Consider the following 22384-nt stretch of genomic DNA (forward strand, 5'->3'; position numbering starts at 1 on the left):
TCCGTTTCATCATCTGTCTGTTTTATTTTATCTACCAAATATAGCCTGTCATGAAATTAGCCGTCATCGGAGTCAATCACAAAACCGCCCCTGTCGCCCTGCGAGAGCGGTTGTCGTTCGGCTCGGATTTGCCACAGGCGATTACTGACATTCGCCGTCTTGATGAGTCGGTTTCGGGGGCGGTCATCGTCTCTACTTGTAACCGCAGTGAGATTTATGTGGGGTTTGACGATGAGTGGCAAGCGGTCGCTGACGATGATGACGTGAGCGTGCAGGCGGGGCGGGTGCGGTCGTGGCTTGCCGAGTTCAAGGGCGTGGCACTAGATGACATTTCGCCTTTTTTGTACATTTATGAGAATAACCGTGCGTTGAACCACTGGCTTCGTGTGGCGTCAGGGCTAGACTCGATGATACTGGGCGAGCCACAGATTCTGGGACAAATCAGACAAGCAGTGTCACAGTCGCAGGCAGTGAGTGGAGTGGGCAGTGATTTTCATTGGCTCACTCAGCAGATTTTTGCGTCAGCACGCAGTGTCCGCCGTGATAGTAAGGTCGGACAGCAGGCGGTCACGTTAGGGTTTGCGACCGCCAAACTGGTCACGCAGATATTTGACAAGCCGGAGAATACCACGCTACTCATGGTGGCGGCAGGCGAGATGAACCGCCTTGTCGCTCATAACGTGGCAAGCCTTGGCATGAAAAACATCATCATCGCCAATCGCAGTCCACAGCGTGCCGAACTGCTCAAAGATGAGCTGGTGCAAATGGCACAAAATGCAGGGCGGTCGGTGCATGTTGAGTGCGTGGGGCTAGATAGTCTCGGGCAGGTGCTAAGCCGTGCCGATGTGGTGAGCAGTTGTAGCGGTAGCATGGATACGCTGATTAGTACGGAGATGGTCAAGCACGCCCAAAAGGTGCGTCGTCATCGCCCGTTGTTACTGGTGGATTTGGCGGTGCCACGAGACATCGACCCTGCGGTGGGTGGATTTGATGATGTCTATCTGTATTCGGTGGATGACTTACAGCATGTCATCGCAGGTAACCTAGAAGAGCGAAAACAAGCAGCGGTAGAAGCGGAGCTGATGGTCAGTCAGCTGACCCTAAGTATTGAGAGTCAAATGCAACTGCTTTCCGCCAGACGTTATATCGCTGATTATCGCATGATGGCGGACGAGCATAAAAGCAGACTGCTGTCACATGCCAAACACCGTCTGGCACAGGGTGATGACATGATGACGGTGTTAGATGAGTTCGCTCATCGCCTGACCAATACGCTCACGCACTCGCCGTCACGACTCATTCGCACCGTTGCCACGCACCAAGATTCACAGCTTTTGGAAGTGGTGGGAGTGGGATTGATGGATTATCGTGATAGGCAGGTCTGACTGTTTTGCTCAAAATCACCTTTGCTTAAAACTGCCTTTATTCAAAATCCCCCAAATTCATCTTTAATGCATCAAAACACACACCCATATCAAAGCCTCGATACTGCAAAAATCGCAGTTGGCGGGCTTTTTCTTTTGGGTCTTTTGGGATATTGTCGCCATATTTTTTACAGCGAGCTTCTACGGCAAGTTTGAGCCAGTCTATCTCATCGTCCTTGTCATTGCCCTTGTTATCATTGTCCAAAATCGTGCCGTCCGCCACGCTGTCCACATCGCTCATGACAATCAGCTCGTCCACACCGCCAAACGCCTTAACATCAAGCCCTGCTTTTTTTAGGCTATCTGTCAGATACCGCACGCCACGCCCTTTGCGTACCGCTTCACGCACGAGCGTGGTCGCACAGCGTGTGTCGGACTGATAGCCTTTTTCGGCAAATTCATCAAGCAAGTCATCTACCGCCTGTGGGTCGCAGTCTTTGGCGATGAGTTTGGTTTTTAGCTCATGGCGGGAAAGCTCTTTTTTGGACAAATAATAAAACGCAAGCCAACGCAAATAGCGAGTTTCTTTGTCGGGAAGTTGTAATTTTTCAATTTCAACTTGGCTTAATAATTTTAAAGAATTATCATCAAGCACCGTTTGACTGTCGTCTTTTAATAATAAATCCACCGCAGACGGCTGATTATCGCTTTTTTGGGATTTGCGTTTGCGTGGGGGTGTTGGTGTGTCGGTTTGGGAGTTGGGATTTTGGGTGTTCTTAACTGATTTTTTAAAGGAGTGTTTGACGGTGTTGGTTAAATTTTTTGGTTTATCGGACAAAAAATTGTCATCGGATTGTTGGCGTGTATCGTTGTTTTTATCGTTCGCTTTATCGCTGTTATTATTATTCTTTTTATCAAAAGTTTTAGCAGACACAGGTTGTCCCATGTCTGCTAAAATGTCATCTAAGGTTTGTATTTTTATGGGTTTGACCATAAAATTAGTTGTCCATGCCTTCTACATATTCAGGCACTTCGCCGTCATCATCGCTGGGGGCGACTGGCACGACATTGGCAAGTTTTAGCTCACGGATTTTGGCTTCAATCTCTTGGGCGATTGCAGGATTTTCCGCCAAAAATTGACAGGCATTGGCTTTGCCTTGACCGATTTTTGAGCCTTCATAGCTGTACCACGCCCCTGACTTGCCCACAATGTCAAGGCTTGCCCCGATATCTACAATCTCGCCCAAGCGGTTAATACCTTCGCCATACATAATGTCAAATTCGGTTTGGCGGAACGGGGGAGCCATTTTGTTTTTGATGACCTTGACACGGGTTTCAGAGCCGATGATTTCTTCTTTGTCCTTGACCGAACCGATACGGCGAATGTCTAGGCGGACAGACGCATAGAACTTCAAGGCGTTACCGCCTGTTGTCGTCTCAGGCGAGCCGAACATGACGCCGATTTTCATGCGGATTTGGTTGATAAAAATCACCATACAGTTAGAGCGTTTGGCGTTACCTGTGATTTTACGCAAGGCTTGGCTCATTAGACGTGCTTGCAGACCCATGTGGCTGTCGCCCATTTCGCCTTCAATCTCGGCTTTTGGGGTCAAGGCGGCAACAGAGTCCACCACAATCAAATCCACCGCCCCAGAACGCACCAGCATATCCACGATTTCAAGGGCTTGCTCGCCGTTGTCGGGTTGGGATACCATAAGTTCGTTCAAATTTACGCCCAATTTTTTGGCATAAATGGGGTCTAGGGCGTGTTCTGCGTCAATGAACGCACATTTTCCGCCTTGCTTTTGGCATTCGGCAATCGCTTGTAGGGTGAGCGTGGTTTTGCCCGAGCTTTCAGGCCCGAAAATCTCAATGATACGCCCCTTTGGTAAACCGCCAATCCCCAGAGCAATGTCCAGCCCGAGCGAGCCTGTGGAAATCGTCTCTACATCTACCTTGATAGACTCATCGCCCAGATTCATAATGGTGTTTTTGCCGAACGCCTTTTCAATCTGAGCCAATGCCATTTGCAACGCTTTTTCTTTATTGCCTTCAATGCTTTCGTCTTTTTCTTTGGGTGCTTTTGCCATAAGAATTACCTTTTTTCAACTAAAATTAACGTGATAAAATAACTAAATTTACTTAAAACTACGACCGAAATCGTGCTTATTTTAGCACTTTTTTGGGCAAAATGGCGGTAATTTTTGCGTTGTTACAATAAATAATTGTTAAGTTAAATTAGGGCGTGTTGAACATTGATAACATTCTTATAAAATAAGATGAAAAATTGACAATTTCAATCAATTTTTGCATGAAAAATGGCTAAATCTTGTTTTTCATCGTCAAAAACTTGTCTGATAGAATAACTATCAGCCTGCGTTTTTTCCTTGAAAAACGTGCGATTTTTCTCATTTTTCATTGCAAATACCAAAGTTCAACACGCCCTAAATAATTTATTAAAAATTACTGCTAAATCTGTTCATCTCGTTTAAATACCCATTCATCATCACTGCTTGCTTTTTCGTCAAAATAATAACCGTCCATATCAAAGTTTTTTAGCTCATCGGGGTTTGTGATTTGATTTTTTGCACAAAAATTCATCATCATGCCACGGGCTTTTTTGGCATAGAAACTCACGATTTTATATTGTCCGTTTTTTTGGTCTAAAAATTTGGGCGTGATAATGTCCGCCTTGATTTTGGCGGTATTGACCGCTTTAAAGTATTCATTGGACGCTAGATTTATCAATACATCAGAACCACTATTTTTGATATTGTCATTTATCACATTGGTAATCTCATCGCCCCAATAGCCGTATAAATCATCGGCATGGGGTGTTTTTAATTTCGTACCCATTTCCAACCGATAAGGTAGCATATTATCTAACGGCTTTAAAATGCCATATAACCCTGATAAAATCCCCAAATGCTGATTTAAATATAAAATCTCATCGGTATTTAATGAATAAGCATCAAGCCCTGTATAAACATCGCCGTCAAACAAATAAATTGCAGGCTTTTTATTATCATCAAAAGGATAAGTCCAATTTTGGTTACGGACGACATTTAATTCGGCGATTTTTGCAGATACGCCCATAAGCTCTTGTAAGTCTATCACGTCTTTATTTTTTAGGGTTTTCATTAACTCTATGGCGTGATTGATAAGTATGGGCTCGCTTAAATGGTTGTCTACATTAAAGGGAATGGCAGTTTTTTCATCTAGGTTCTTGGCAGGGGATATTAAACAATACATGATATTTTCCAATGATTAAGATAATTTAAAAGATAAAAAGATTATAAAATAACTGGTGTGATTTTTCAATTTAAAAATATTGATTTGACGGTTTAAATTTGTTATATTAAATCCTTATTTCAACCATTAAAAGGAATTTTTCATGACCGACACGATTTTGGCACGCCTAGCCCCAACCGCTCACGGCAAACACATCGGTATCATCACGCTCAACAACCCCAAAGCCCTAAACGCCCAAAACCTAGACATGGTCAAAGCCACACGCACGCACCTAGATACATGGGCGAATGATGACAGTGTGGCGGTCGTGGTGCTACACGGCACAGGCGACAAGGGGTTGTGTGCAGGGGGCGACATCAAGGCACTCTATGGCGGGGCGAGTGGGGCGACCGCCCACGACTTTTTCACGCACGAATACGGACTCATGCACGCCATGCACACCTATCCCAAGCCTATCATGGCGTGGGGGCATGGTATCGTCATGGGTGGCGGTATGGGGCTGTTTGGCGGGTCAAGCCATAAAGTCGTTACGTCCGCCACACTCATGGCAATGCCCGAAGTCTCTATCGGGCTGTTTCCTGATGCTGGTGCGTCCTACTTTTTAAATCATCTGGCAGGTAAGGTTGGGCTATTTTTGGGGCTAACGGGAGCAAGATTTACAGGGGCGGACGCTCATGCGTTTGGCGTGGCGGATTTTGCAATCAGTCATGATAGATTTGATGACGTGCTAAGTCGTATTTGTCAAATTGATTTTAAGGACAATCAAACCAATCATCATTTATTATCCGCCTGTTTAAATGACTCTCATGATACATCCATATTGGGTGAGAGTGAATTGTCAAAGGCATTTGATGAGATTAATCATCTGATGAATGTAGGTGATTTGATGGATATTGATAAAGCCCTAATGGCTTATGATGGCGATAATGACTTTATCAAATCCTCCATAGACATTTATAAAAATGGCTCGGACACCACAAAAGCCATTACCTTTAAAATTTATCATGATTTAAAAACGACCAAAAAAGATTTTTCTTTAAAACAAATATTTGATTTGGAAACGGTCGTGGCGACACATTGTGTCAATCACGGCGATTTTAAAGAAGGGGTGCGGGCATTACTTATTGATAAAGACAAAAGCCCCAAATGGCGACATACGCTTGCCGATATGCCTGTGGGATATATTGATGAGTTTTTTGGGGAATTTGTTTAGTTGGGGTTGTTCATTACAGGTGTATTTTAAATTTTGGACGTGTAGGGGCGAATGATATTAGCCCAAAAATCAACACATTATCACAGGGAAAATGTGATTTGCCCCTACAAATACACTTTAAAAAATGAAAAAGTACCACGGTTTCCGTTCGTGGTGAGCCTGTCGAACCATGACGGAAACCGACCCGCAGGCATGGCTCAGGGCGAACGGTTTCCGTAGTAAAATTCAATTTTGTTAGCTGTACATCCAAAGATATATGGTAATTAACAATACCGTTTCATCAAGTTTACAAAAATCCGCTTTATAAAAAGCGGATGTTTTTACCACCCTGCTTGCGAGCAGGCATAATCAAGTTTGCCCTCGCCTACGGTATCAGGAACCGCTCTCGTCCAGTCTTTTGATGAATGCGTGGATACATAACGTTTGAAACTGTCAACAGAATTACTTTGCTTATCATAATAGACTTCTTTCCAAACCCCGATTTTTGTGGATTTTTAAAAACTTCAACCCCAATACTTATAAAGGTTTATTTTTAGTTTGGAAAGAGATTTAATAAATAACATAATCAAAGTCTGATTTACGAGCAACGCAGTCATAATACGAAAAAGCTCTCGTTTGCCAGTATTTCTTGCCATTACTAAGCTCTTGGGCTTGGTGATAATCTCTCTTAACCCAAGCGGTGATATAAGTACCGCCCCCAGTAAAGTAATGTGTCTGAATGCTATCATGGTCAATGTGGTAAATAAAGTTGCTCGTGCTGCCTATGTCCACCCAGTTGGTGGCATGAACGGATAGGGGTGATAGAGCGATGAGTGTGGCGATGAGCAGTTTTTTCATAGATATCCTTGTGGAAACAATCGTATTATTATACCAATATTTTCATAATATACAATTTTTTTAATTATTTCTTAAAATTAAAAAATTATCAGGGCGAACTGTAATTCACCCTTATGCATTTAAGACTTTCAAAAATTCCAAAGGGCAGTTTTTATTTATTTATGCGTGCATTAAGTATCTTCCAATGGTTTTTGAGTTGGTATTTAATTCTGCTATTCGTCAAAATTTGGTCTGCTCTCATTGCATAGCCAATAAAGTTACCCCAATTTTTGCGTTTTGAAGGCTTCCATTTATTTTTGGTTTTGCCTACTCTTGCTGGCTTGGCTCCAATGTATGAATATTGTCGATAAAGTCTGTTTTTAAAAATCTTACCTTGCGTATCATTTCTGATGTGATTGGCATAAAAATGACATCTACGCACACCCATACTCATTTTGCGATAATAATTAGCAAGTGCAGAATTTTTGAGATAGACGTGCTGTCCATTAAACGAAAAACCTAAATATTCAAATTTCTTCTTGTGGCTGTTGTGATTAATTTTTCCATTAAATTCCTGCAAGCAAGTTATTTCATTATTGCCATTTAGTTTAAAATAAAATATTTGTGTCTTTTTGGGGTTTATATTCAACTTAGAAATACTCTTTATTTTTGTTTCAAACAACCCTAAAACTTCATCTTTATGGTCGATTGGGCAGATGACAACCATATCATCAGAATATCGTCTATAAATACCACCTATTTCTTGAATTTTATGATGAATTAGTTCGTCAAATTCTAGCATATAGATATTGGCTAAGGTTGCACTGATTGAAGAGCCTTGACAAATACCATAATTTTTTAATTTTTTTTGATTGGTTATTGTACATTTTTCATATTTGTTGTTTTGTATTAGACCTGATTTTCTTATTTTTTGAATGTCTTTTAATTCACAAAAAGCAATTGCATTTTGATTTCTAAGGTATTCCAATTTTTTAATTGGCTTTTTCCTTATGTTGCCCGATTTACTTTTTACAATTATCTCATTTTGAAATAATTGAAATAAGTCATTTGCTTTCACATAAGAAAACTTGGTAATAGCCTTATAAACATTATAATGGTCATCTGGTAAATTTGTCTTTTTTATAATATTTTCCCATGCCTTTTTTAGAATTTTATGGTCTAGGTTATCAAAAAATTGTTCGATGTCAAAAGCTATCACCGCAATTTCTTGATGTTTTTGGGTATATTCACGAATGTACTCAAAAACGTCATTGGCAAAATCAATATTGCATTTTCCAATATCTTTACCAGTCTGATTGCTGTTATTTTTTGGTATTTTTCTATAAGCAGTAACAACTTCTGTTAGACCCTTTTGTTTAAGAACGCATTCATAATTTTGGGAAAGTAGGTGTGAATAGTATGCAAATATATTTGCATCCCAGTGATTTGCGTAATAAATATTCCTTACTTTTTTCTTTTGGTGTATTCTTTTGCCATTATGTAGGAGATTTCCGTCACCATCGTACCCTTTACGAAATTTGGGCGTGATGATTTGGGTATGAATGAAAGGGCAGAAAGCGTGATTTTTGATATTTTCTGGATTTGTTATGTAGTTAATTACTTTATTGCAGTCTTTCTGAGTGATTGGTAGTCCGATATGTGGATAGGACTTTACTTTAAACCAAAGATTTTTTTCTTTCATAATCAAAAAAAAGGAGATAAAAAGTTGGAGTAAGCGGGGTACGCATTAAGGATTGAAAAAGTGTGCCGAAACGCCATTATGAGAAATGGCACCCCAATTTAGTAGAATGATAGCAATCATGCTCATAACAATGGAATATATAGATATGCCAATTATTGATACTTACATAATGCTGAGATTTATGCGACGCTTGACATTTATGACAATGCGTTGTATAAAGCTACTCCATACTAGCTATCTAGTATGCAATTTTTTTATCGACAAAAAAGACTTAATCAATCTGCTACTTACTCCTTTATTTATTATATCAAAACAAACAACAAAAAACCACTCTATCCAGAGTGGCTTTTATCTTTAAAATCAACCAAAACCGCTTACGTCTTTGGTGGCAAACAGCTCGCCAAATGTTTGGCGGGGTCGGTATCATACGCTTTAATGGCGTCTTCTACCGTCATGCCCAACGCCTTGGCAACGCCCATACCGTAATCAGGGTGGCAGGCGTGGCAGTTGCGGATATGACGGTATTTGATGAAGTCCAACGCATCGCCCATTGCTCCTCTCGTATTGTCAAACAGGGCTTGTTTTTGCTTATCAGTCATGAGATTAAACAAGGCTCGTGGCTGGCTAAAATAATCGCTGTCATCTTCACGAAAATCCCACTGCTTGGCATCGCCACTGATTTTTAGGGGTGGCTCAGCCAAATGTGGCTGGTCTTGCCACTGCCCAAAGCTGTTTGGTTCATAGTGCGGACGTCCGCCATAGTTGTCGCCCACTCGCCCTTGACCGTCTCTGTGGTTTGAGTACACAGGGCAACGTGGGGCGTTCACAGGGATTTGGTTGCGGTTTACGCCCAAGCGATAACGCTGTGCATCAGCATAGTTAAACAGGCGAGCTTGGAGCATACGGTCAGGCGACACGCTGATACCGGGTACGAGATTGCTTGGGGCAAAGGCGGATTGCTCCACGTCCAAAAAGAAGTTTTCTGGATTGCGATTTAGCTCAAATTCGCCCACTTCAATGAGCGGAAATTGTTTTTTTGACCAAACTTTGGTCAAGTCAAAGGGGTGAAAATCCACTTCTTCTGCCATTTGCTCAGGCATGATTTGTACGTACATTTTCCATTTTGGGAAATCACCACGTTCAATGGCATCAAACAAATCACGCTGATTGCTCTCACGGTCTTTGGCGATGACCGCTTCGGCCTCGCTATCGGTTAGGTTTTGGATACCTTGCTGAGTGCGAAAATGGAATTTAACCCAAAAACGCTCATTATCAGCATTGATAAAGCTATACGTATGCGAGCCAAAACCGTGCATATGGCGGTAAGACTTAGGAATGCCACGGTCGGACATGACAATGGTAACTTGGTGAAAGGCTTCGGGCAGTAGTGTCCAAAAATCCCAGTTGTTGGTCGCACTACGCATATTGGTTTTGGGGTCTCTTTTGACCGCTTTGTTTAGGTCGGGGAATTTTCTGGGGTCTCTTAAAAAGAACACAGGCGTGTTGTTGCCGACCATGTCCCAGTTGCCTTCTTCGGTGTAAAATTTTAGGGCAAAACCACGAATATCACGTTCAGCGTCCGCCGCCCCACGCTCGCCTGCTACGGTGGTAAAACGGGCGAACATTTCGGTTTTTTTGCCGATTTCGCTAAAAATCTTGGCACGGGTGTATTTGGTGATGTCGTTTGTGACGGTAAATGTCCCAAACGCCCCTGAGCCTTTGGCGTGCATACGGCGTTCTGGAATGACTTCACGGGCAAAGTCGGCAAGTTTTTCGTTGAGCCACAAATCTTGGGCAAGCAAGGGGCCTCTGGCACCTGCGGTCAATGAGTTTTGGTTATCAACAACAGGGGCTCCGTTGCTCATGGTAAGGGGCGTGCCTGAGTAGGGGCATTTTGGGATATCGGTCATGATAAATCCTAGGTTACGGTGTATTTTGATTAAAGGTATGACAAAACAAGTATAACAAAGCAGGGCAAGCTTGTCGGTTAGCGTATGTAAACAATAAAAATGACACTCATTGCCAACTTAGATGACTAGCTTGAACTTTGCTTTGCTTGGTTTGTCAATCTATGGGGTTATTATAGGCAGGATTGATGATTTGGTAAATTATAATAATTTGATGTTTTGATTTGATTTTTTAAATTGAAAAAACTTGATAAATTTTAAATGATGATTGATAAAATTTATTAAAAGGCACAAAAAAGACCGTCATCAAACGGTCTTTTGGTGTTATGGCTTATTTATTCGTCATCATCCCCATAATACTTCACCCCGATTTTAATCGGTTCACGCCCTTGGCTACGGCGAAAATTATTGGTGTCACGGAGCGAATAAGCACAGCCACAGTATTCTTGTTGATAAAAATGCTCACGCTTACTAATCTCAATCATACGGCTACTGCCACCGCCTTTACGCCAGTTAAAATCCCAATAATCAAGACCCTCATAAGGGGCAACGGCACGGTGTCCGCAGTCGTTGATTTGAGCCATGTTTTTCCAGCGGCTGATACCAAGCGAGCTTGTCATCACAGGAAAGCCATGCTCGTGGGCGTATAGGGCGGTGCGTTCAAATCGCATGTCAAAACACATGGTACAGCGTCTGCCACGCTCGGGGTCTTGCTCCATGCCTTTGGCACGAGCGAACCAATTATCCATGTCATAATCGGCGTCAATAAACGGTATGCCGTGCTTTTCGGCAAAAGCGATGTTTTCGTTTTTGCGAATCTCGTACTCTTTTTTGGGGTGAATGTTGGGATTATAAAAATAAATGGTAAACTCAATGCCACTGGCAAGCATCGCCTCCATGACCTCACCCGAGCAAGGGGCACAGCATGAGTGCAGTAGTACCTTTTTGTGTCCGTTTGGCGGGGTCAAAATCTCACGGTCAATCGGCGTTAGGTGCGGATTGGTGGGGTCAGCTTTGGCGATTTGTGGTTTGCCTTTACGTTGATTTTGGTTGGGATTGGGGGTGTGGGTTTGTACGCTCATAATTTAACAATGATAAATAAAAATGGCGATTATTATAGCATTGGTTTAAAATTTTTGCTAAAATTTGTGTAAACTTATCTCTAAAAAAGGTTTTTTATGAAACTCAACTGGCATGACAGCTTAGACATCGCCATCGCCCTTGCCGAAAAGCACCCTGATGTGGACGTGCAGTACATTCGCTTTACCGACTTGCACCGCTATGTGTGCGAGCTTGATGGCTTTGTGGGCGAGCCTGACAAATCCAACGAAGCGATATTAGAAGCCATTCAAATGGCGTGGCTTGATGAATTGGATTGATAATTTAAAAGATAACTTAAAAGATAATTTATGGGTGTATCATACGCCTTTTATCTTTTAAAACTTTATCTACAAATAAAAAGCGGTCATCATCACCGCTTTTTATTTTTATAGTCAATTAACCCCAATTTGTACCAATGTTAAATTTTAAAAAAATTCATTGGTTGTATGGTAATGTGCGTACCACGCACCTTTTAGATGAAAAATCTTATTAATGTGTCATACGCACCTTACTTTCATTGGTGCGTTTTGAAGTTAAATGATTATAAAATCAACCCTTTAACTTATCGCCCACCAATCCTTTGACCGTGTTTAGGATATCGGCAGGCAATACAACCGTCTTAGCATTATCAGATTGTGCCATCTCGTTCATCGCCTTGATGTACTGCTCGCCAAGCAAGTACACAACAGGCATTTCTTTGCCGTCCATCGCCGATGAAATAAGACGAATGGACTCTTCTGAACCTTTGGCAAGCACCACCTGAGCTTCGGCATCACGGCGAGACGCTTCTAATCGTCCGTCCGCCTCCAAGATAGCCGCCTGTTTTTGTCCGTCCGCTCGTGTTACCATGGCTCGGCGTTGGCGTTCGGCAGCCGCTTGCTCTTCCATCGCCAGTTGCATGGTGTGGGACGGCTTGATGTCTTGGATTTCCACCGTTTTTAGGGTAATGCCCCAGTCGGCGATGTCGTCTGATATGGCGTGTTTGAGCTGGGTTTTGATTTGGTCTCGGCTTGATAACGCACTGTCCAAATCCATCTCGCCCACGATAGAACGCAAAGATGTTTGTACCAGATTGCGAATGCCGTATTCATAGTCTTCAATGCCGTACACCGCATATTCTGGCTGAATGATGTTAATATACGCCACCGCATTAGCGATGATGACCACGTTGTCTCGGGTGATGACTTCTTGGCTGGGAATGTCAAGCACGATGTCTTTGGTCGTGATTTTATAGGCGACCGTATCAACAAAGGGAATGATAAAATTCAAACCCGGTTCTAAGGTCTGATGATATTTCCCCAGTCGCTGAACCACCCATTTATAGCCTTGTGGTACGAGCCTGACACCCTTAAAAACGGTAAAGACGACAAACGCCACCAAGACAAATAAAACTTCCATAATAAACCCCTATCTAACAGTTATCTAAAATTATATCAATGAAATACAGGGCAAATGCGATTTACCCCTACCAATCTATCTAATATGATGAATTGGTAATAAACAGCAGTCCAATGGCATTATTTACGCCGAACCACCAACTCATTACCGAGTATCTGCACCACCACGACCCTATCGCCTGCCTGTAACACTTCGCCATCTGCCCCACGGCACAGCCATTCATCAGAGCCGACTTTTGGCACGCTAAACCGCACTTTGCCGAGCCTGTCTGCACTTGGGGCGTGGGTAAGCATGCCTATCTCGCCGATGATGACACTGCCCCCAAGCCCTGCGGTCGTGCGAGTCTTGATGTTGGGCTGAATAAATTTAAACCACGCCACGCACGAGATGACCGACAGCACAAGCCACAAGATGACCCCTACCCCAAAGCCCAAGCCAAACGCCCACGCAAGCACTGCCGTAACAACAGCAGACGCCCCGAACCATAGCAGAAAAAAGGTCGGCACAAACATCTCTAATATCATCAAAATCAGACCAAAAACCAACCAATGCCAAGGCTGTACGTTCATCAGGTGTCCTTATGTGGATTTTTGGTTAATATAAATCATTTATCAAAAATAGTCAATGAGTTAATCCCAAATCTTAACCCATTGATAATCATAAAAATACTTGACAAAATATAAAATCGGCGGACAATATTTTGGAAATTGGAAATTGGAAATTGGAAATTGGAAATTGGAAATTGGAAATTGGAAATTGGAAATTGGAAATTGGAAATTGGAAATTGGAAATTGGAAATTGGAAATTGGAAATTGGTTTTTTGTTTGTCCAAGTCGTGCCTGTGGGTCAAAAAATGTCATAAACAAGCATGGCTTAGTCCATCCTAGTGCTAAGTAAAAAATCGGATAGTGGCTTATCCGATTTTTTTGTTATTTTAAACCAACAATCAACGTGGCACGACTTCCACGATATTCAAATCAAAGCCCGAGACGTTAAATTTGGCAGAGCTTGATAGCAGTCGCATGTCTTTGACACCAAGCTGTTTTAGGATTTGGGCTCCGACACCGATACTGCGATAAGGCTCGCTACTTTCGTGTACGCTGACATTGGCTTGGCATTTATCCAACGCACCGCTGACATCGACAGCACGCCCCGAGTCAATCCACACGAACACGCCTTGTTCGCTTTGCCCGATTTGAGCCAGTGCTGAGCGAATATCCCAGCTTTGCTTGCTGTCAGTATGCCCAAACAAGTCTTTTAGGGGGTTTAGGGCGTGGACTCGCACGGTCGCCACACCACGGCTTGGGTCGCCTTTGACTAGGGCGATGTGGGTCTCGTCCGCCCCATATTCTCTAAAACGGTAGAGTTTAAAAGCCCCAAATTCACTGGCAAAATCTCGCTCATCGATGACTTCCACGGTCTGCTCGTTGGTCATGCGGTAGTGAATAAGGTCGGCGATGGTGCTGATTTTAAGTCCGTGTTCTTTGGCAAAGAGTTCTAGGTCATCACGACGTGCCATCTCGCCGTCTGGCTTGATAATCTCACAAATCACCGCCGCAGGTTCAAGCCCTGCAAGGCGTGCTAAGTCACAGCCTGCTTCGGTATGACCTGCCCGATGTAGCACCCCGCCTTGTTTTGCCATGATGGGGAAGATATGCCCAGGTTGGACGATGTCGGTGGGTTTGGCAAAGGGGGCGACGGCTGCCTGCACGGTTCGGGCACGGTCGGCGGCGGATATGCCTGTGGTTACGCCCTCGCTAGCTTCGATGGATAGGGTAAAGTTGGTGCTAAACTTCGCCCCGTTTTTGTCGCTCATTAGGGGTAGTTCAAGCTGACGGCAACGGGCTTCGGATAAGGTCAAACACACCAGCCCACGAGCGTGAGTAATCATAAAGTTGATGTCGGACGGCTTGACATGAACCGCCGCCATGACGATGTCGCCTTCGTTCTCACGGTCTTCATCGTCCATTAAGATGACCATTTTGCCTGCTTTGATGTCGGCAATGATTTCTTCTGCGGTGTTTAGGGTGCTTGCCATAAGGGTGCCTATTTATGTTAAAAATTTATAGGCTACATGGGGGCGGATTTGGGGGATTAAAGGCAGATGATGTAAAATTTTAAAAACAGCCAAGCCTTATTTGTCTTTAAAATATTTTTAAAATGCAAATTGCATGATAAAGGGCAGGCATGCCCAAAAATCATTTAATCATCCCCCAAAGTTTGTTACAATACCCCCAATATTAGCACCGTATCCGACCATGAGCAAAACCCGAGCCACCAAGCCCCGCCTGCCGTCCTTGGCGACCACTGACACCGACCCAGAGTATCTGACCGAATTTCGTATTAACATGCTCGCTCGGGGGCTTGCCACACGCACCCGTAACGCCTACATCCGTGATTTGCGTACTTGCATGGCAAGCAGTGAGCGGGCATTGCCCCATTGGCAGGAGACGGACGTGGCAGGGTGCTTGGTGTATCTACAAAACCAAGGCAAATCGCCACGCACGCAGGCGAGAATGTTGGCAAGTTTACGCCAGTTTTTCTTATGGCAAGTGGGCGAAGGGGTGCGTGACGACAACCCCTGTGAGAACATCAAAAACCCCAAAGCTGACAAGCCCCTACCCAAGACCTTATCCGAAGACGACATTACCAGACTGCTTGGCACGCCTGACCTAGCGACCATACTGGGACTGCGTGATAAAGCCATGCTTGAAGTCATGTATGCCTGCGGTCTGCGTGTATCAGAGCTGGTCAATCTGTCGCTCGATGAGCTAAATCTAAACGCAGGCTGGCTCCAAGTGACGGGCAAGGGCGGAAAGACTCGCCTGATTCCGCTTGGTGAGTACGCCCACAACGCCCTACAAAGTTATCTCGTCCGTCGTCATGAACTGACCGCTGGCAAAAGTGGTAAGGTCGGCACAAAGGGCGGTGACTGCCAAGCGGTGTTTTTGACCGAGCAGGGCGGTTATATGACCCGCCATAACTTTTGGCATTTGATTAAAAAATACGCTCTACTGGCGGGTATCACGACCGACATCTCGCCACACACGCTTCGCCATGCTTTTGCCACGCACCTGCTCAACCACGGGGCGGACTTGCGTAGTGTTCAGCTTTTGCTTGGGCATAGCGACCTATCCACCACGCAGATTTATACCCACGTTGCCACGGCACGCCTACAAGCCTTGCACGAAGAACACCACCCTAGGGGGTAGTTGCTTTATCCACAGAAACCCTTTAAACATTCAAATAAAATCAAATAACAATAACGTGCAACTTCGTGATTTTTGTCATTTGGCTCTAAACTTCCGTGAACCAAATGACAGCGTACTTGATAAATAACCTCAAACAATCCTGCAAAAATTTTTTGCGAATCATTATTTAAAACTAAGGTTCCTAAATCGTGTGCAGAGGCAAATTGATTTTTTAATTTCCCGCTCTTAGTTTTGGCGTTATCAATAATTAAATTTTCAAAAATCTTAGGATTGGCATTAAAGTCCATTAAAGCGTTACTTAGGCTCATCTTTGAATTATTGGGGATATTATTCCCTGAATAAACAAGTTCAGCTTGGATTAAAGCATAATGCAACTGCTCAATACAATTATAAATATTAGCCCGCTCTTTTGGATTACCTGATTCTAAAAGGTTTTTAAAAGCGATATAAACCTTATTCTTATTGCTTGTGTCTCTTTTAATCTCGTTTATATGCTCTCTGTCGTTAGCTAAACCATAATGAAAGTTGTACCAACTATTGCAACTTAACCATAAGGTTACAAATGGTGCATGGTAGTCTATCTTAGACTTCATAAACCATTCTTTCTTTAAATCTTGTTGGTGATTTGCCATATTTACCCCATATTCTCAATCTCATTTTCCACCAAAATCTTGGCTTGTTCTAGTAAAATTTCGCTTTGATTTTTTAATTCAGAACTCGTCTGCACTTTATCGCTGATTGTCTGCTGAATCTCTTTTGGTAAAACAGGAATCACCACCTCCAAAATCTCAGACGGTTTCCAATGTTGAATGATTGAACCGCCTGCATCTCGCTGTGCTTGCAGTTGTACCGCCTCTGAATTTAGCACCAATGCCAAATAATCGGGCAAAATTTCATCTGTTTTCAAAGACAAATGCACAATAGCCCCAGAAGTAATCACCTCCAAATCAGACGGCACACAATAAGCAATGCCCACTGTACCGTCTTTTGAAAGTAGAATGGTGTCTTTTTTGGGGCGAATGATGTCAGCAAAATCCGCAGGATTGACGAACTTATCCGTCTGGCTAATCCCAAATTTGGAAAAATCCGCCACTCGCACAAAAGGCAAACCTTCATCACGGTAATTTTCCGACCCCACTTCTACCGATTTTTGCAAATCAACCAATTCACCCAATGTTTTGTGGCGGTATTGTTTTAATTTTTGCAATAATCGCTTATATTTTGGTTGGTAATATTCTGCATCAAGTCGACCGCTAATGCCAAAAGATTGGCTAAATGATTGCACTGATATATTTTTGGGTTGCCCCAAAAGCAAACTTTCCAACAATACCCATTCTGCCAATCTTAAATGATAATTAGCCTCATTTATAAACCTCTCTCTCTCTCTCTCTCTCTCTCTTGTAAAGCACTTTGCTCAATTTCTGCCTCTACGCTATATTTGGCTTGGGCTAATAATTGGGTGGCTTGTTTTCGCAGTTCATTACTTTGGCGGATAAATTCAGCGATTTGGGTTTGGATTTTTTCATCAATAATTGGCAGTGGAATATTTAACAATTCCTCTTTATTGATTGCCGTCAAAATCGTTCCTGAACAGTTTTTCTTTAAAATCTGTTGCATTAAAGACGATTTAAACAAAACCAATAAAGTTTCTGCATTGATTTTATCCGATGATAAAACATAAAATCCTGTTGAGCATAACGCATTATCATAATGTACTGGCACAATCGCACAGCTTTGTAATGAACCTTCAATACTAGAAATCATCACTTGATTTGTTTGTACTTTGCGTCTGGCACGAGATGGCAATTCTTTGCCCAAAGCACGAGTTGAACCTGTGACTTCACCTGATTTGCCAATATTGGATAATTCAATATAATCATATTCTTGATTGTCTTTTGGGGTGTAGTTTTCATCATTTAATTGACAAATATTGCCCAGTTTTTCAAATCCATGAGAATGTGAAAAAATATGATTTTCCAATAACTCATAAATCGGTTGATAAAACTCCGAATCCAATCTGCCTGTTTGTAAAAAACTTTCTTTTAAATATTTAATATTGAAAGGTTTGCAGGTTGCCTGAAAATGAGTTAAACCTAAATTTTCTAATAATAGGGCTTCAGCTTCGGCGTATTTTTGTTTTGATAGTAAAATATCATTAAAACTATTCTTAAATAAGACCGCAACTTCCTTTTGGATAGAATTTTCTATTATGGGAATTGTAATTTCTCTAAATTTAGCAGGACTAAAATTAGATTGGTTGCTTTGCATAGAAAATCGCTCTATTTCCTGCCTGCCATATTTGCTATTTAAAAATGAAACTAGTGTTTCTGAATTAATAATTTGATTTGGACGAATACGAAATAAATATGAGGCGTAAGCATAATCATAATCTTGCATTACGACAGCAGATTTACCCACATATTTTGGATTTCCATTTGTTCTACAAATTAAAACATCTCCTTTTTTTAGTCTTAATTCTTGATAAGTTTGTTCTGAAATTTTGTTGCAATATTTTGAAGGCTCGCCAATAAAATATCCATCAAACTCATTTAAACGCAAAATTGGATAACCAAGACTATCTTCATTCAATTCTTCCGAAGTTCCATATTGGACAAAATCAATAATCTCACTTCCTTTTACACCTTGAATTTTTATGGATTTATTGGTGTGAAATTCAGCTTCTAAGCGTAAATTCTCATCTTTTAAAACATCTAAAATTGAGACCTCGCTCACTTCCAGCCCTTCCAACAATGCCTGATATTTGGCATTATCAAAAGGGCTTAATCCTTTCCCACAAAAGACAATTTTTCCTTTTTGGCAAATTCAATAAAAGCTTCGGTAATACCATCTTGGGTAACGCCATCATGATTAAATAAATCATGAGCCACAATTAAATGTCCATGACTGTCTAATATTGGCACACCATCTGTATGTTTGACATAGATTTTATCGCCTGAATTGTCCTTGCTTGGGCTTTGCATGGTTGCAAAGAAAATAGGATAATCATCCACTTTGGGGCATAATTCATCATGCCATTTTTGCACAAATAAGACCGATGTTTTTGTGCCTGTATGTGGTTTAAATACATTGCCATGCAAACCCACCACCGCCAAAATACGACACCGTTCAGCAATAAAATCACGAATGTATTTATCACTGCTGTTATTAAAACGACCTTGTGGCAAAACAATCGCCATTCGCCCACCGTCTTTTAAAAAATCCAGATTGCGTTCAATAAACAAAATATCTCGTCCAACTTTGGATTGTTGTTTGCCTTTGCTATTTTTGCCCAGTTCATAACGGGCAAGAATTCGGGTTTCTTTAATATCGCCTGCAAAAGGCGGATTTGCCATTAATACATCAAACCCAAAATCACGGTTTTGGTCTTTGGTTTTGCGTAATTTTCTTAATTTTTTCCAGCCATTGCCATAAACATCACCCCATTCTTCATCTTTGGTAAAATCATCCCAGCGTTCATAGTCCAAAGTATTTAAATGCAATACATTGGTTTGTCCATCGCCTGCAATTAAATTGAGTGTGCGAGCAACTCGTACGGCTTTTTCATCAAAATCAATGGCAAAGACTTTTTCGGTTACATAATCCAATTGTTCTGGTAATTTTTGTTCAGCAGTAAATAAATGGGAACGCTCCAATCCTTTTTCTTTAAGTTGTTTTTCCCAAACATGGAAAATGGCGTGAACAGGAAACCCACAACTGCCCGCTGCTGTATCAATCACGGTTTCATCTGCTTTGGGGTCTAGCATTTTGACACACATATCAATCACATAACGCGGTGTGAAATATTGACCCTTTTCACCTTTACTGGATTTATTAATCAAATATTCAAAGGCTTCATCAACTACATCAAGATTGGAATTAAATAATTTCACTTCTTCTAATGATGACACACAAATCGCCAAATGGGACGGTGATAAATTAATCTTGCTACTCTCAGCAAATACCCCCTCCCATTTGTTTTTGGCTTTATCAAATAAAGCCCCAATTTTGGCTTTTAAATCGCTTTCGGTATCGCCATAATTACGAAATTCCAAATGACGGCTTTTATTGCGTGTACTTTCCATTTCGTCATAAAGTTTGGTAAAGATAAGCTGAAACAATTCTTCAAAAACATCAACCCCTGCATTTGCCAAAACTTCATCTTCCATTTCAATCACTAAATCTTTTAAAGATTTGCGTTGAGTGGCGATTTTGTCATTTTTAATCAAATCATCAATCGTCCAACGTTCTTGTAAAATATCAGATAATTTTTCGTGAACGCTTGGAATATTGGGAATGTCTTTAAAATAATTGGGGTCTCGGCGGTTGTAATAGGAAATACTATCGCCATTTGTCCATACGCCAATCGGAGCTCCTGTGGCATTGCAATAGGATTTTAATTGTTCTTTGCCGTCTTTTAATTTGGGCTTTTTAAGCTCCACCATGATATAAACAACGTTGGGATTATCTTTATCAAAAATCACAATGTCGGCACGCTTTTTTTCACGCCCAAAATGCACCGAATATTCCAATTCCATGCGTTCATAAGAATAACCATAATCATGGTGTAATTTCATCAGATACAGTTGGCGAACCGCTTCTTCTGGGGTCAGTTTAATGTCCTTTTTGCGTATCAAGCAATGCACATATGGTACATCGCCATTTTTACTGGGTTTTTGAAAAATGGTATTTTCCAATAGTGTGATATGCTCGGCAGAAAACTGGGTAAGTTGGTAATTGGTGTCTTTAAGTAGTTGCGATAAATTCATGGGGGGTCTCGTTGGATAAAATGGTTTTATTTTAGCATTGATTTAGGGCGTGTTGAACCTTTATAACACTATTTACAATTTAGAAATATTTTAGAAATGAATTAATAGTTTTTGCATGAAAAATGGCTAAATCTTGTTTTTCTGCGTCAAAAACTTGCTTGATAGAATGACTATCAACCTGCGTTTTTTCCTTGAAAAATGTGCGATTTCCCCTATTTTTCATTGCAAATACAAAAGTTCAATACACCCTAATAATAAAGTGGGTTGATTTATGGGCTGACATTGGCATAAACATCTCGCACCACCTCCCCAATCGCCTTTATCCCTTTCTCCAAAACTTCATCAGGCTGGGCGATACTCATGCGGATACATTCATGGGCATGGCGATAATCAGACGTATCAATCCCCACAAAAAAATGCTCACTGGGGATAATAAGCGTGCCTTTCTCCTTTAATATTTCGTACAATTTTTGGGTAGAAATGGGTAAATCTTGGAACCAAATCCACAAAAATATCGCCCCTTCTGGCTTATGGATTTTGACTTGGGGTAAGTCTTGAAAGGCGTGTTTTAATAAACCAATGGCGGTGTGGGCTTGCTTTAAATAAAACGGGCGAATCTCTTGTAATGACAGCTCATTGATTTTGTCATTATTGATAAGTGGCGTAACAATGCTCGCCCCAAAGCGACACGGAGCAAGATTGACAATGGCGTTTAGGCTACTGATTGCCTTGATAATCTCAGGTTTGGCGATGACAATGCCCGTCCGCACGCCAGCCAGCCCCACTTTTGACAAACTAAAACACAAAATAATATTGTCGTGCCACACCAAATTCGCCTTGGTGTGAATGATATTGGGAAACGGCATTCCATAGGCGTTATCAATAATCAAGGGAATGTTGTGTGCTTGGGCAATACTGTCAAGCCGTGCCATTTCGTCATCGGTCAGCACGTTGCCCGTGGGGTTGGTTGGGCGAGAACAGCAGATGGCTCCAATTTGATTATTTTTTAATGCGTTCAAATTTTCTAGGGCATCAAAATCCACTTTGTATTTAAAAAAGCCATCTTGATTGTCATAATCGCACAGCTCAATTTTTGGCTTTATGCCAATAAAATGCTTGCCGTCAATATGAGCGTCCGCATAGCCGACATATTCAGGGGCAAGTGGCAACAAAATGGACTTATCGCCATCATCAAACGCCCCACCGAACAAATTAAACAAATAAAGAAAGGCGTTTTGCGAACCGTTGGTTAGGGCGATGTTGTCTTTGGTAATGCCCCAATCATAATGGCGATTAAAAAAGTCCGCCAACGCCGTGATAAATTTGCCATCGCCTTGCGGATTGGAATAATTGCTGGCACAGTCTAAGGCAAAACTGTCCGCCCCATCGCCTTGTATGCTGTCTTTGAGCATTTGTAGGTACACGTCATTGACCGAAGCGATGTTGGCAGGATTGCCACCGCCTAACATATTGACAGGCTTGTCGCTGTTTAGGGCATTCCCCAAATCGTCCATGAGCTGTAATATGCCACTGTTTTGGGTGAATTTTTTGCCAAATTTTGAAATGTTCATGCCAATTATCCAAATAAAAATACCATTGTAACATTTTTGGCAAAAACTGTCTGCCCATATTGCTATGGTATGCGTGGGGGGA

General features: G+C 41.9%; 20 protein-coding genes. 4 read left to right on the forward strand and 16 right to left on the reverse strand.

The features are described 5' to 3' along the window. Window positions 1-50: 50 nt before the first annotated feature. Window positions 51-1385, forward strand: coding sequence for a glutamyl-tRNA reductase (gene hemA / locus AAHK14_RS06950; protein ID WP_065255814.1), 1335 nt, complete (start codon window positions 51-53; stop codon window positions 1383-1385). A gap of 37 nt (window positions 1386-1422) precedes the next feature. Here hemA and AAHK14_RS06955 read toward each other — a convergent pair whose 3' ends face one another. The 4 genes from AAHK14_RS06955 to yaaA form a co-directional block, all read right to left on the reverse strand. Beyond that, window positions 1423-2358, reverse strand: a complete 936-nt coding sequence (locus AAHK14_RS06955) for a regulatory protein RecX (protein ID WP_227514684.1) — start codon at window positions 2356-2358, stop codon at window positions 1423-1425. 4 nt (window positions 2359-2362) lie between these two features. After that, window positions 2363-3421, reverse strand: coding sequence for a recombinase RecA (gene recA, locus AAHK14_RS06960; RefSeq protein ID WP_065255840.1), 1059 nt, complete (start codon window positions 3419-3421; stop codon window positions 2363-2365). A gap of 239 nt (window positions 3422-3660) precedes the next feature. Next, the gene (locus AAHK14_RS06965) at window positions 3661-3783 is read right to left on the reverse strand and encodes a hypothetical protein (RefSeq protein ID WP_255518740.1); all 123 of its coding nucleotides are present in this window, start codon (window positions 3781-3783) and stop codon (window positions 3661-3663) included. Between the two features lie 50 nt (window positions 3784-3833). Beyond that, window positions 3834-4616 (reverse strand): peroxide stress protein YaaA, encoded by a 783-nt coding sequence (gene yaaA, locus AAHK14_RS06970; RefSeq protein WP_065255813.1) that lies wholly within the window; start codon window positions 4614-4616, stop codon window positions 3834-3836. 142 nt (window positions 4617-4758) lie between these two features. On the opposite strand from yaaA, the gene AAHK14_RS06975 reads away from it, so the two are divergent. Next, window positions 4759-5829 (forward strand): enoyl-CoA hydratase/isomerase family protein, encoded by a 1071-nt coding sequence (locus AAHK14_RS06975; RefSeq protein ID WP_065255812.1) that lies wholly within the window; start codon window positions 4759-4761, stop codon window positions 5827-5829. Between the two features lie 549 nt (window positions 5830-6378). On the opposite strand, the gene AAHK14_RS06980 is transcribed toward AAHK14_RS06975, so the two are convergent. The 4 genes from AAHK14_RS06980 to AAHK14_RS06995 all read right to left on the reverse strand — a co-directional run bounded on the left by AAHK14_RS06980 (window position 6379) and on the right by AAHK14_RS06995 (window position 11336). Continuing rightward, on the reverse strand, window positions 6379-6666 hold the full coding sequence (locus AAHK14_RS06980) for a surface-adhesin E family protein (protein WP_065255811.1): 288 nt from the start codon (window positions 6664-6666) through the stop codon (window positions 6379-6381). A gap of 151 nt (window positions 6667-6817) precedes the next feature. Continuing rightward, a complete protein-coding gene (locus AAHK14_RS06985; RefSeq protein WP_083108199.1) occupies window positions 6818-8347 on the reverse strand; it encodes a reverse transcriptase domain-containing protein in 1530 nt (509 codons plus the stop codon). Between the two features lie 374 nt (window positions 8348-8721). Then, window positions 8722-10257 carry a catalase gene (locus AAHK14_RS06990; protein ID WP_065255810.1) on the reverse strand — a complete coding sequence of 512 codons (1536 nt, stop codon included), beginning with the start codon at window positions 10255-10257 and terminating at the stop codon, window positions 8722-8724. A 332-nt stretch (window positions 10258-10589) separates the two neighbouring features. Next, window positions 10590-11336: an epoxyqueuosine reductase QueH gene (locus tag AAHK14_RS06995; protein WP_227514682.1), complete on the reverse strand. Its 747-nt coding sequence runs from the start codon at window positions 11334-11336 to the stop codon at window positions 10590-10592. 96 nt (window positions 11337-11432) lie between these two features. On the opposite strand from AAHK14_RS06995, the gene iscX reads away from it, so the two are divergent. After that, a complete protein-coding gene (gene iscX / locus AAHK14_RS07000) occupies window positions 11433-11633 on the forward strand; it encodes a Fe-S cluster assembly protein IscX (protein ID WP_062500506.1) in 201 nt (66 codons plus the stop codon). Window positions 11634-11904: 271 nt separating this feature from the next. Here iscX and AAHK14_RS07005 read toward each other — a convergent pair whose 3' ends face one another. The 3 genes from AAHK14_RS07005 to ribB all read right to left on the reverse strand — a co-directional run bounded on the left by AAHK14_RS07005 (window position 11905) and on the right by ribB (window position 14791). Further along, window positions 11905-12753, reverse strand: coding sequence for an SPFH domain-containing protein (locus AAHK14_RS07005; protein WP_065255809.1), 849 nt, complete (start codon window positions 12751-12753; stop codon window positions 11905-11907). Window positions 12754-12872: 119 nt separating this feature from the next. Then, complete coding sequence (locus AAHK14_RS07010) at window positions 12873-13322, reverse strand: NfeD family protein (protein WP_065255808.1); 450 nt, start codon at window positions 13320-13322, stop codon at window positions 12873-12875. Window positions 13323-13699: 377 nt separating this feature from the next. Next, window positions 13700-14791, reverse strand: coding sequence for a 3,4-dihydroxy-2-butanone-4-phosphate synthase (gene ribB / locus AAHK14_RS07015; RefSeq protein WP_065255807.1), 1092 nt, complete (start codon window positions 14789-14791; stop codon window positions 13700-13702). Window positions 14792-15011: 220 nt separating this feature from the next. On the opposite strand from ribB, the gene xerD reads away from it, so the two are divergent. Continuing rightward, window positions 15012-15965 (forward strand): site-specific tyrosine recombinase XerD, encoded by a 954-nt coding sequence (gene xerD / locus AAHK14_RS07020; RefSeq protein ID WP_065255806.1) that lies wholly within the window; start codon window positions 15012-15014, stop codon window positions 15963-15965. A gap of 5 nt (window positions 15966-15970) precedes the next feature. Here xerD and AAHK14_RS07025 read toward each other — a convergent pair whose 3' ends face one another. The 5 genes from AAHK14_RS07025 to AAHK14_RS07045 form a co-directional block, all read right to left on the reverse strand. After that, a complete protein-coding gene (locus AAHK14_RS07025) occupies window positions 15971-16597 on the reverse strand; it encodes a hypothetical protein (RefSeq protein ID WP_065255805.1) in 627 nt (208 codons plus the stop codon). A 2-nt stretch (window positions 16598-16599) separates the two neighbouring features. Beyond that, on the reverse strand, window positions 16600-17250 hold the full coding sequence (locus AAHK14_RS07030) for a restriction endonuclease subunit S (protein WP_197035885.1): 651 nt from the start codon (window positions 17248-17250) through the stop codon (window positions 16600-16602). Between the two features lie 80 nt (window positions 17251-17330). After that, a complete protein-coding gene (locus AAHK14_RS07035) occupies window positions 17331-18698 on the reverse strand; it encodes a restriction endonuclease subunit S (RefSeq protein WP_194092561.1) in 1368 nt (455 codons plus the stop codon). Window positions 18699-18745: 47 nt separating this feature from the next. Then, entirely contained in the window at window positions 18746-20731 is a 1986-nt protein-coding gene (locus AAHK14_RS07040) for an N-6 DNA methylase (protein WP_065255803.1), read from the reverse strand. 269 nt (window positions 20732-21000) lie between these two features. Continuing rightward, a complete protein-coding gene (locus AAHK14_RS07045; RefSeq protein WP_065255802.1) occupies window positions 21001-22302 on the reverse strand; it encodes a valine--pyruvate transaminase in 1302 nt (433 codons plus the stop codon). Window positions 22303-22384 lie beyond the last annotated feature (82 nt).

The sequence above is a fragment of the Moraxella sp. K1664 genome (genome assembly GCF_039693965.1).
Classification (GTDB): Bacteria; Pseudomonadota; Gammaproteobacteria; order Pseudomonadales; family Moraxellaceae; genus Moraxella.

Bases quoted from the DNA above. Each gene is read 5' to 3' on its own strand.
- hemA (WP_065255814.1), top strand. From the start codon at position 51: ATGAAATTAGCCGTCATCGGAGTCAATCACAAAACCGCCCCTGTCGCC.
- AAHK14_RS06955 (WP_227514684.1), bottom strand. From the start codon at position 2,358: ATGGTCAAACCCATAAAAATACAAACCTTAGATGACATTTTAGCAGAC.
- AAHK14_RS06965 (WP_255518740.1), bottom strand. From the start codon at position 3,783: ATGAAAAATGAGAAAAATCGCACGTTTTTCAAGGAAAAAACGCAGGCT.
- yaaA (WP_065255813.1), bottom strand. From the start codon at position 4,616: ATGTATTGTTTAATATCCCCTGCCAAGAACCTAGATGAAAAAACTGCC.
- AAHK14_RS06975 (WP_065255812.1), top strand. From the start codon at position 4,759: ATGACCGACACGATTTTGGCACGCCTAGCCCCAACCGCTCACGGCAAA.
- AAHK14_RS06980 (WP_065255811.1), bottom strand. From the start codon at position 6,666: ATGAAAAAACTGCTCATCGCCACACTCATCGCTCTATCACCCCTATCC.
- AAHK14_RS06985 (WP_083108199.1), bottom strand. From the start codon at position 8,347: ATGAAAGAAAAAAATCTTTGGTTTAAAGTAAAGTCCTATCCACATATC.
- AAHK14_RS06990 (WP_065255810.1), bottom strand. From the start codon at position 10,257: ATGACCGATATCCCAAAATGCCCCTACTCAGGCACGCCCCTTACCATG.
- AAHK14_RS06995 (WP_227514682.1), bottom strand. From the start codon at position 11,336: ATGAGCGTACAAACCCACACCCCCAATCCCAACCAAAATCAACGTAAA.
- iscX (WP_062500506.1), top strand. From the start codon at position 11,433: ATGAAACTCAACTGGCATGACAGCTTAGACATCGCCATCGCCCTTGCC.
- AAHK14_RS07005 (WP_065255809.1), bottom strand. From the start codon at position 12,753: ATGGAAGTTTTATTTGTCTTGGTGGCGTTTGTCGTCTTTACCGTTTTT.
- AAHK14_RS07010 (WP_065255808.1), bottom strand. From the start codon at position 13,322: ATGAACGTACAGCCTTGGCATTGGTTGGTTTTTGGTCTGATTTTGATG.
- ribB (WP_065255807.1), bottom strand. From the start codon at position 14,791: ATGGCAAGCACCCTAAACACCGCAGAAGAAATCATTGCCGACATCAAA.
- xerD (WP_065255806.1), top strand. From the start codon at position 15,012: ATGAGCAAAACCCGAGCCACCAAGCCCCGCCTGCCGTCCTTGGCGACC.
- AAHK14_RS07025 (WP_065255805.1), bottom strand. From the start codon at position 16,597: ATGGCAAATCACCAACAAGATTTAAAGAAAGAATGGTTTATGAAGTCT.
- AAHK14_RS07040 (WP_065255803.1), bottom strand. From the start codon at position 20,731: ATGAATTTATCGCAACTACTTAAAGACACCAATTACCAACTTACCCAG.
- AAHK14_RS07045 (WP_065255802.1), bottom strand. From the start codon at position 22,302: ATGAACATTTCAAAATTTGGCAAAAAATTCACCCAAAACAGTGGCATA.